The organism is Streptomyces sp. NPDC022910 (assembly GCF_055561075.1).
The window spans coordinates 116,301-124,877 of record NZ_JBVHHL010000021.1 but is presented as its reverse complement, the minus strand read 5'-3'; the positions used below and the strand labels follow the sequence as shown (position 1 = coordinate 124,877).

The 8,577-nt window shown below is 71.7% G+C and carries 7 protein-coding genes; 1 reads left to right on the top strand and 6 read right to left on the bottom strand.

The genetic code is table 11. From position 1 onward, the window contains the following. Positions 1-90: 90 nt before the first annotated feature. Complete coding sequence (locus tag ACZ3TS_RS21405; protein WP_467620091.1) at positions 91-1,014, bottom strand: LysR family transcriptional regulator; 924 nt, start codon at positions 1,012-1,014, stop codon at positions 91-93. A 70-nt stretch (positions 1,015-1,084) separates the two neighbouring features. Between ACZ3TS_RS21405 and ACZ3TS_RS21400 the strand changes: the two genes are divergently transcribed. Further along, the gene (locus ACZ3TS_RS21400) at positions 1,085-2,260 is read left to right on the top strand and encodes a TDT family transporter (protein ID WP_467620089.1); all 1,176 of its coding nucleotides are present in this window, start codon (positions 1,085-1,087) and stop codon (positions 2,258-2,260) included. Here the strand turns inward: ACZ3TS_RS21400 and ACZ3TS_RS21395 are convergent. The 5 genes from ACZ3TS_RS21395 to ACZ3TS_RS21375 all read right to left on the bottom strand — a co-directional run bounded on the left by ACZ3TS_RS21395 (position 2,172) and on the right by ACZ3TS_RS21375 (position 8,550). Next, on the bottom strand, positions 2,172-2,894 hold the full coding sequence (locus ACZ3TS_RS21395; protein ID WP_467620087.1) for a helical backbone metal receptor: 723 nt from the start codon (positions 2,892-2,894) through the stop codon (positions 2,172-2,174). The genes ACZ3TS_RS21400 and ACZ3TS_RS21395 overlap by 89 nt on opposite strands. Further along, complete coding sequence (locus tag ACZ3TS_RS21390) at positions 2,891-3,682, bottom strand: class I SAM-dependent methyltransferase (RefSeq protein ID WP_467620085.1); 792 nt, start codon at positions 3,680-3,682, stop codon at positions 2,891-2,893. The genes ACZ3TS_RS21395 and ACZ3TS_RS21390 overlap by 4 nt, the downstream gene beginning before the upstream one ends. Positions 3,683-3,768: 86 nt before the next feature. Beyond that, complete coding sequence (locus ACZ3TS_RS21385; RefSeq protein WP_467620083.1) at positions 3,769-4,344, bottom strand: helix-turn-helix domain-containing protein; 576 nt, start codon at positions 4,342-4,344, stop codon at positions 3,769-3,771. Between the two features lie 512 nt (positions 4,345-4,856). Continuing rightward, complete coding sequence (locus ACZ3TS_RS21380) at positions 4,857-7,472, bottom strand: ABC transporter permease/substrate binding protein (RefSeq protein ID WP_467620081.1); 2,616 nt, start codon at positions 7,470-7,472, stop codon at positions 4,857-4,859. Continuing rightward, positions 7,465-8,550 carry a quaternary amine ABC transporter ATP-binding protein gene (locus tag ACZ3TS_RS21375; RefSeq protein WP_467620079.1) on the bottom strand — a complete coding sequence of 362 codons (1,086 nt, stop codon included), beginning with the start codon at positions 8,548-8,550 and terminating at the stop codon, positions 7,465-7,467. Before ACZ3TS_RS21375 ends, ACZ3TS_RS21380 begins: the two co-directional genes overlap by 8 nt. Between the last annotated feature and the right edge of the window lie 27 nt (positions 8,551-8,577).

Genomic DNA, 8,577 nt, shown 5'->3' with positions numbered 1-8,577 from the left:
CGTTCCGCCGTCGCCACCAAGTTGAGGCCCGCAGGCACCACTTCCGCCGACGCATGCGCATCCAGATGATGCAGATCTAGCCCTGTAGTACTAGGTCCTCGTCAGCCCCAGCAGGTCCCGGCCCGGCCCCGTCGGCCGATGGCCGGTGCGCCACACCGCCCGCAGCGCCCGGTCCAGCCGTACGCCCTCGACCGGCACGCCCACCAGCCGACGCGCCGAGAGCTCCTCCCCGACGGCCAGCTCGCTCAGGACCGCCGGGCCGGCGCCGCTGACCGCGGAAGCCTTGACCGCCGTCGTCGAGGACAGTTCGAGCAGGGGGCGGGCCAGACCGCCCAGAGCCGTGTCCAGGACCTGGCGGGTGCCCGAGCCCTCCTCCCGGAGGATGAGCGGTGTCGACGCCAGTTCCGCTGCCGACAGCGGTCTGCGGCGGCGCGCCCACGGGTGCCCCGGTGCCGCCACCACGATCAGGCGGTCATGGCCGACGACCGCCGCGTCCAGACCCGCCGGCACGGACAGGCCCTCCACGAAGCCCAGGTCCGCCTCGTCCGCGAGCAGGCGTGCCGCGACCGCCGCCGAGTTCCCGGCCAGCAGCGACACCGCTGTGTCCGGCCGCTGGGCACGCAGCGCGACCAGCCAGCCGGGCAGCAAATACTCCGCGATCGTCATGCTCGCGGCCACGCGCAGCCGCGAGTCCCGGCGGCCCCGCAACGCCTGGGCCCCCGCGTCGAACGCCTCCGCCGCCTCCACGATCCGCCGTGCCCAGTCGGTGACCAGCGCCCCCGCGTCGGTCAGCCGCGAGCCCCGCGGCGAACGATCCACCAGCGCCACGCCCAGCTGCCGCTCCATCGACCGGATCCGGCTGCTGGCCGCGGGCTGGGTGATCCCCAGCTCCCGCGCCGCCCGCCCCAGGCTGCCCAGCCGGGCCACGGCGAGCAGCAGCTCCAGCGCGCCCAGGTCAGGCACCCGGTGCGCCAGGCCGACCGCCGCAAGCCGCTCGTCATCGCCGTCACTCATCAACACAGCTTATGCCCCCATAGAGACGTACTCCCTGGTGAGGGACCCGGTCCGGCGGGACCGTACAGGCATGGTCACCGCAGCCCAGCCCCTTGCCCTACCCGCCCCTCACCGGCGCGCCGCCGTCGTCCGGCACCTCGGCCCCAACTGGTACGCCTCCGTGATGGGTACAGCGATCGCGGCGACGGCGGGCGCCGGTCTGCCCGGTGCCGTGCAGGTGCCCGGGCTGCGGACCGTCTGCGCGACGGTCTGGGCGCTCTCGCTCGCCCTGCTCGTGGCCCTCCTCACCGCTCGAGCCCTGCACTGGATCCACCATCGCGACCAGGCGCGTGCCCACCTCCTCGACCCCACCGTGGCCCCCTTCTACGGCTGCCTGGCGATGGCCCTGCTCGCCGTGGGCGGTGGCGCCCTGGCCGTCGGCAGGGACTGGACCGGGGCGGGCCCGGCCCTCGCCCTGGACGCCGTCCTCTTCACCGCCGGCACCGTCGTCGGGCTCGTCGCCGCCATCGCCGTGCCGTACCTCATGGTCACCCGGCACCGCATCGGACCGGGCCAGGCCACCCCCGTCTGGCTGCTGCCCCTGGTCACCCCGATGGTCTCCGCGGCCCAGGGTCCACTGCTGGTGCCGCACCTGCCCGCCGGTCAGCCCCGGGAGTCCTTGCTGCTCGCCTGCTTCGCGATGTTCGGGATGAGTCTGCTGGCCACACTCGCGTTGCTGCCGCTCATCGTCGGGCGGCTCATCACCGCGGGCCCGCTGCCGCTCCCCCTGACCCCGGCCCTGTTCCTGGTCCTGGGCCCGCTGGGGCAGTCCGCCACCGCCGTCGCCGCGGCCGCGAACGCGGCGACGGGCGTCGTACCGGCCCCCTACGACCGGGGGTTCGGCGTCCTCGCCGTGCTCTACGGCGTTCCGGTACTGGGCTTCGCCCTGCTCTGGCTCGGGTTCGCCGCGGCACTGGTGGCACGTGCCCGGCGGCGGGGCATGGGCTTCGCCATGACCTGGTGGGCCTTCACCTTCCCGGTCGGCACGTGTGTCACCGGCGCGGAGGCGCTCGCCCGGCGCACCGGGTCGGCCGCCTTCGAGGGGCTCGCGATCGGCCTGTATGGGCTGCTCCTCGCGGCCTGGGCCGTCGCCGCCGTCGGTACGGGCCGTGGAGTCGTCAGCGGCGAGCTGCTCGCAGCGCCTCGGCGACGACGCGCGGCGCCCGGGTCAGCGACGGACCGTACCAGGTCAGGTGGCGCCCGCTGACCAGCGTGCACGGCGTCCCCTCGAACGCTTCCGGGCCGTCGTCGGCCGTGAAGCGGTACGGCTCGTCGGGCAGCACCACGAGGTCGGGTGCCGCGTTCCGCAGCTCCTCCAGCGGGATCCGCGGATAGCGCTCCGGGTGCGTCGCGTACAGGTTGTCGACGCCGAGCCGGGCCAGGACGTCCCCTGCGAAGGTGTCCCGGCCCAGGACCATCCAGGGCCGCCGCCAGACGGGGACGACCGCGGACGTGCGGGTCCTGGGCACCGGCAGCCGAGACCAGGCCGTCTCGGCCTCGTCCAGCCATCGCGGCCGACCGGGCGCCCCGCACGCGGTCGCCACCCGCTCCAGCTCGGGGAAGGCCTGCGGCACGCTCCGCACCTCGGTGACCAGGACCTCCAGACCCGCCGCACGCAGGGCGTCGAGGTCCGGTTCGCGGTTCTCCTCCTCGTTGGCGAGCACGAGATCGGGGGCGAGCCCGACGATCCGGTCGACCTTCGGGTTCTTGGTGCCCCCGATCCGGACGACGTCGAGACCGGCCGGATGGCTGCACCAGTCGGTCGCGCCTACCAGGACGCCCGGCACGGAGGCGGCTACGGCCTCGGTCAGCGACGGCACGAGCGAGACCACACGCGTCACGGTCGCTGCCTCCAGGTGCTGATCAGCGGATAGGAGTCGACGGCGAACGCCGGGTCCTCGAGGAGCCGCAGACAGCGGTCCAGGTCGTCCTGCGTCAGCCCGTCCTCGGTCAGCTTCCCGTCCAGGTCACCGAGGTCGACCCGGTGCAGCCGGATTCCGGTCGACCTGCCCTGCCACGCCTCGGCCCGTGTGGCGCAGGCCACGTCGGCAGGCCCGGCCGCGCGCAGCGCCTCGTAGGCGTGCAGGCGGATGTCGGCTCCGGCGAGGGTGAGGACGTCCATCACCGCGGTGTGGGTCCCCTCGAAGGGCGCGGCCGTCTCCGGCGAGGGAGCCGACAGCACCGGGGTCCAGCCGCGGTCGAACTCGTCGAGGACCAGCCGCCCACCGGGGCGCAGCGCCCGGGCCATCCGGTCGGGTGAGGCAAGCCGACCGGGCAGGTGCAGCAGGACGAGGCGCGCGTGGATCAGGTCGAACTCCCCGTCGGGCAGCTCTTCCCGGGCGATGTCGTGGCGTACCACGCGGAGGTTGCCGTGGGCCGGGAGTCCGTCGAGCCGGCGCGGTTCCAGGTCCGTGGCGAGCACGGACCCCTCGGGTCGGACGCGCTCGGCGAGCCACGCGGCGACCGAGGCGCCGCCTCCGCCGACCTCCAGGCAGCGGATGCCCGGGGCGACGCCCAGCGCAGTCAGGCGCGCGAAGGTCACCGGGTCGTAGGTGGACTCCAGGACGTCATAGCGGCCGCCTGCCCGCTCGGAGGTGTTGTCGGCGGCATATCCGGAGATGTCAGGCATGTCCGCGAGTATTCCAGCGCGGCAGCTGCATGCGTGTCCCCCGGAAGAGTCGGCCGGACGCCGGTGGGGACTTTCGGCCGAGGCGGTCAGCCGCGGCCCGACGGGTTCTCCAACGCCTCGATGTGGTCGGCGACCGCGACCACGACCACACGGGTGTCCGGCACGGTCGCCCGCCAGCGGTGGCGTACTCCCCCGCTCAGGTACAGCGTGTCGCCGCGTCCGAGCCGGTGCGCTCGGCCCTCCGCCTCGATCTCGACAGCGCCGTCGACGACGTACATCAACTCGTCGTTGCGATGCTGGAATTCGCGGCCCTCGTCGTGATCGCCGATGAACTCCATGGCGTGCAACTGGTGGTGACCGCGCACCAGAGGGCGCACGCGCGCCCGTCCCGGTGCCACTTCTTCGTCATCGGCGCGCAGGACGTCCACACTGCACGCCGGGTCGGCCGCCGCGAGCAGTTCGACGGCGGTGGTGCCCAGGGCGTCGGCGATCCGCTCCAGGGAGGGCCGGCTCGGGCGCGCCCGCTCGTTCTCGACCTGGCTCAGGAAGGGGACCGACAGACCGCTGCGCTCGGCCACGACGGCGAGGGTGAGCTCCAGCGCCCGGCGCCGCCGCCGGACGGCCGCGCCCACTCGAAGGGGCTGTTCTTTGTGGTCGCCCATCGCTCCGGCTCCCTCCCTCGCTCGTCGGTCCGCTGCCCTGCCCGGCGGGCGTGTCGCCGCCGTCCGATGATTCGTCGGTGTACTGCTTCTGTTGAGTTGTCTGCACCCTACGCATGTTCGGCAAACTGTTTCATGCGCCCGTCACATCGCTGTCACATACAAGAGTGGTGAGGGTCACGGTTCGCGCCACTGGGAGAGCCACCCCGCCTCCCGGCGCGCGCCTCCTCCATACGGGGCGAAAGGGCTGACCACAAGCGCGGGACGGCCTGCCGAGGGCTGCCCGGCCCGGTGGCGGGCGGGGTCGTGCGCCGGATCGTGGACGGCGGGCCGGGCGGTGGCGCCGGGCAGGGAGGCGGGGCCCGCGGGCCCCGGAACAGCACGACAGGGCCCGGGGGCGCCGAAACGGTGTTCGGCGCCCCCGGGCGGCGGAGCGTGAGGATCGGCGAGGCCGCGGGCCCGACGGGTTGTCCGGATCCTTCTCGTACGGCGGTACCGAGCGGCCCCTCGGCGGTCTACTGCGGAGTCATCCGCTCCACCATGTCCGGGTGCCGCTGCAGCCACGCGGCCACGGCGGCCTGCTCGTGCCCCTGACCGCGGTTCTTGATCTCGCTCTCCAGGCTGCCAAGTTCGGCCTCGCTCATCCTGAAGTTCTTGATCCACTTCGTGAGTTGCGGGTACCGGTCCGGGAACGTCCGGCCCGCGATGGTCCGTATCGTGTTGCCCTCGCCGAACAGCTTCTTGTCGTCCTTGAGCTTGGTGAGCCGGTACTCGCTGTAGGCCCAGTGCGGGGACCACAGGACCACGGCGACGGGCTCCTTCTTGGCGTAGGCGCGCTTCAGCTCGGCGAGCATCGCGGGTGTGGAGCCGTCGACGACCTTGTACTCCTTGTCGAGGCCGTAGCCGGGCAGCACCTTCGTCTTCAGCAGGTTCATCTCGCCGGTGCCGGGCTCGATGCCGATGATCCTGCCGCCGAAGGTCTTCGCCTTGCCCTTGAGGTCCTCCAGGGACCTGACGTCCTTCACGTACGAGGGAACGGCGATCTCCAGCGAGGTCGGCTGGTACCAGGTGCCGAGGTCCCTGAGGTCGTCCTTGCTCTTGTCCCAGTAGTTCTTCTGCGCGTAGGGCAGCCACGCGTCGAAGTTGAGGTCGATGTCGCCGCCCGCAAGGCCCGTGTAGACCGGGCCGACGTCCATCTGCTTCAGGTTCAACCGGTAGCCGCGCCGCTCCAGGACGTTCTTCCACAGGTAGGTGACGGCGACGTCCTCGTCCCAGGGGAACCAGGCGACGTCCAGCGGACGCTTGGCCTCGGTCGCGCTGCCGGTGGCGGACTTCTGGACCGGGGCGAGCTTGTCGACGACTCCGGGGTTCTTCTTCAGCCAGGCGCGCACGGCGTCCTGCTGCTTGCCCTCGCCCGCCTTGTTGATCTGCGCCTCCAGGCCGGTGAGCTGCTTCTCGTCCATCTTGAAGTTCTTCAGCCAGGTGCCGACCACCGGGTTGTCCTGAGCGAAGCCCTTGCGGGCGAGCGAGTGCACCGAATCGCCCTTGCCCCAGGCGCCCTTGGGGTCCTTGAGCTTCTTCAGGTCGTAGTCGTTGTACGCCCAGTGGGGTGACCAGAGCGTGACGACGACGGGCTCCTTCTTGGCGTAGGCACGCTTGAGCTGGGCGAGCATCGCGGGCGTGGAGCTGTCGACGACCTTGTACTCCTTGTCGAGGCCGTACTTCTTGAGGACCGTGCTCTTGAGCAGGCTCATCTCACCCGCGCTGGACTCGATGCCGGTGATCTTCCCGCCGAACGTGGCGGCCTTCCCCTTGAGGTCCGCCAGCGAGTCGATGCCCTTCATGTACGAGGGCACGGTCAGCTCCAGCGACGTCGGGCCGTACCAGGACCCCAGGTCGTCGAGCCGGCCGCCGTACTTCTTCCAGTACTGCTCGTGCGTGGTCGGCAGCCAGGAGTCGGTCTCGAAGTCGATGTCGCCCTGGGCCAGCGAGGTGTAGAGCGGTCCGGCGTCCAACTGCTTGACGTCGACCTGGAATCCTCGCTGCTCCAGGATCTCCTTCCACAGGAACGTGGAGGCGACGCCCTCGTCCCACGGGATGTAACCGATGGTGATCTTCCTGCCCTGGCCGACGTTCCGGGCGTCGGCCGCGGTAGCGGCCTTGTCCCCGCCGCCGAAGACGCCCATGCCGCCGGCGGCGAGCGCGAGCACGACCACGCCGATCACGGCCACGGCGGGCCGGGGACGGTAGGACCAGATCCGCAGCCCCTGTGCGGCGCGCAGCCGGGCGACGGCACGGCGGCCCAGCGGAGAGACCTGGGTACCGAGCGCACTGGTCATGCGGTCCAGGTAGATCGCCAGGATGACGATGGCGACACCGGCCTCGGCGCCGAGACCCACGTTGAGCTGGCCGATCGCCTCGTTCACGTCGCCGCCGAGGCCGCCGGTGCCGACCATGCCCGCGATGGCCGCCATGGACAGGCCCAGCATGATCACCTGGTTGACGCCGGCCATGACGGTGGGCAGGGCGAGCGGGAGCTGGACACGCAGCAGTGTGTTGCGCGGGGTGGTGCCGAAGGCGTCGGCGGCCTCCACCAGCTCCTTGTCGACCTGGCGGATGCCCAGCTCGGTCATGCGGACCCCGGGCGCGAGGGCGAAGATCAAGGTGGCGACGATGCCCGCGGGGGCGCCGGTGCCGAAGAACAGGATCGCCGGGATGAGGTAGATCATCGCGGGCAGCGTCTGCATGAAGTCGAGCACCGGCCGCACGATGCCGCCGACCCGGCTGGAGCGGGCCGCCCAGATGCCGACGGGCACGGAGATCACGAGAGCGATGACGGTCGCCACCAGGACGAGCGACAGGGTCACCATCGCGTCCTCCCACAGTTCGAGGGAGTCGATGAAGGCGAATCCCACGAAGGTGAGGAGGCCGGCCGACGTGCCGCGCAGCCAGAACGCGATCACGGCGAGGATGCCCGCCAGCAGCAGCGGCTCGGGGGCCTGCAGGACCGTGTTGATGCCGTCGAAGGCGCCCTCGAAGACGGTCTTGCAGAAGTCGAACAGCCACGCCATGTGGTGCAGCAGCCAGTCGACGGCGGAGTTGACCCAGTCGCCGAACGGGATCCTAGGCACGGGCGGTCACCTTCCCGCCCTGCTCACGCGGCGAGCCGCACGGCGCGGGCTCGGCCGTGGGGTCGCCGAGGAAGCCGACGAGTCGCTGCCTGGGCACGACGCCCACGAGCCTGCGCTCCGCGTCGAGCACCGCGACCGGGTGGGTGAGACCGGCGCTCATCGCGCACAGTTCCACGAAGGGGGTGTCCGGCGTCGCGGTCGCGCAGCCGCAGTCCGCCTCGTCCCCGCGCACCGAGGTGTCCATGACGGCGCTCGCGGTGAGCACACGGGAGCGGTCGACGTCCTGGGTGAAGGAGGCCACGTAGTCGTCGGCCGGGCGCACCAGGATGTCCTCCGCGGTGCCGATCTGCACGATGCGGCCGTCACGCATCACGGCGATGCGGTCACCCAGGCGCATGGCCTCGTTGAGGTCGTGCGTGATGAAGACGATGGTCTTCTTCAGGGCCTTCTGGAGCTGGAGGAGCTGGTCCTGCATGTCGCGGCGGATCAGCGGGTCGAGCGCGCTGAACGACTCGTCCATCAGCAGCAGGTCGGCGTCCGTGGCGAGGGCGCGGGCGAGGCCCACGCGTTGCTGCATGCCGCCGGACAGCTCGTCGGGCCACGACTTCTCCCAGCCGGCCAGGCCGCACAGGGCGAGCGCCTCGTCGGCGCGCGCTGCGCGCTCGGCGCGGGGCACGCCCTGCACTTCCAGGCCGTAGGCGGCGTTCTCTCGGACGCTGCGGTGCGGGAAGAGCGCGAAGTGCTGGAAGACCATGCTGATCTTGCGCGAGCGGACCTCGCGCAGCTCGCGCGGGCCGAGCCCGGTGAGATCCTGGCCGTCGAAGCGCACGTGTCCCGCGGTCGGCTCAAGGAGTCCGTTGAGCATGCGCAGGAGCGTGGACTTGCCGGATCCGGACAAGCCCATCACGACGAAGATCTGGCCCGGCTCCACGGTGAAGGAGGCGTCGATCACTGCGGCGGTGGTGCCGTCGGCGCGCAGTTCCTCACGGCCGGCTCCCTGCCGGAGCCGCTCCACCGCCTCGTCCGGTCGTCTGCCGAACACCTTGTACAGGTGCTCGGCCTCAAGCCTGGATGACACAGGTACCTCTCGTCTCGAAGCCTCCGA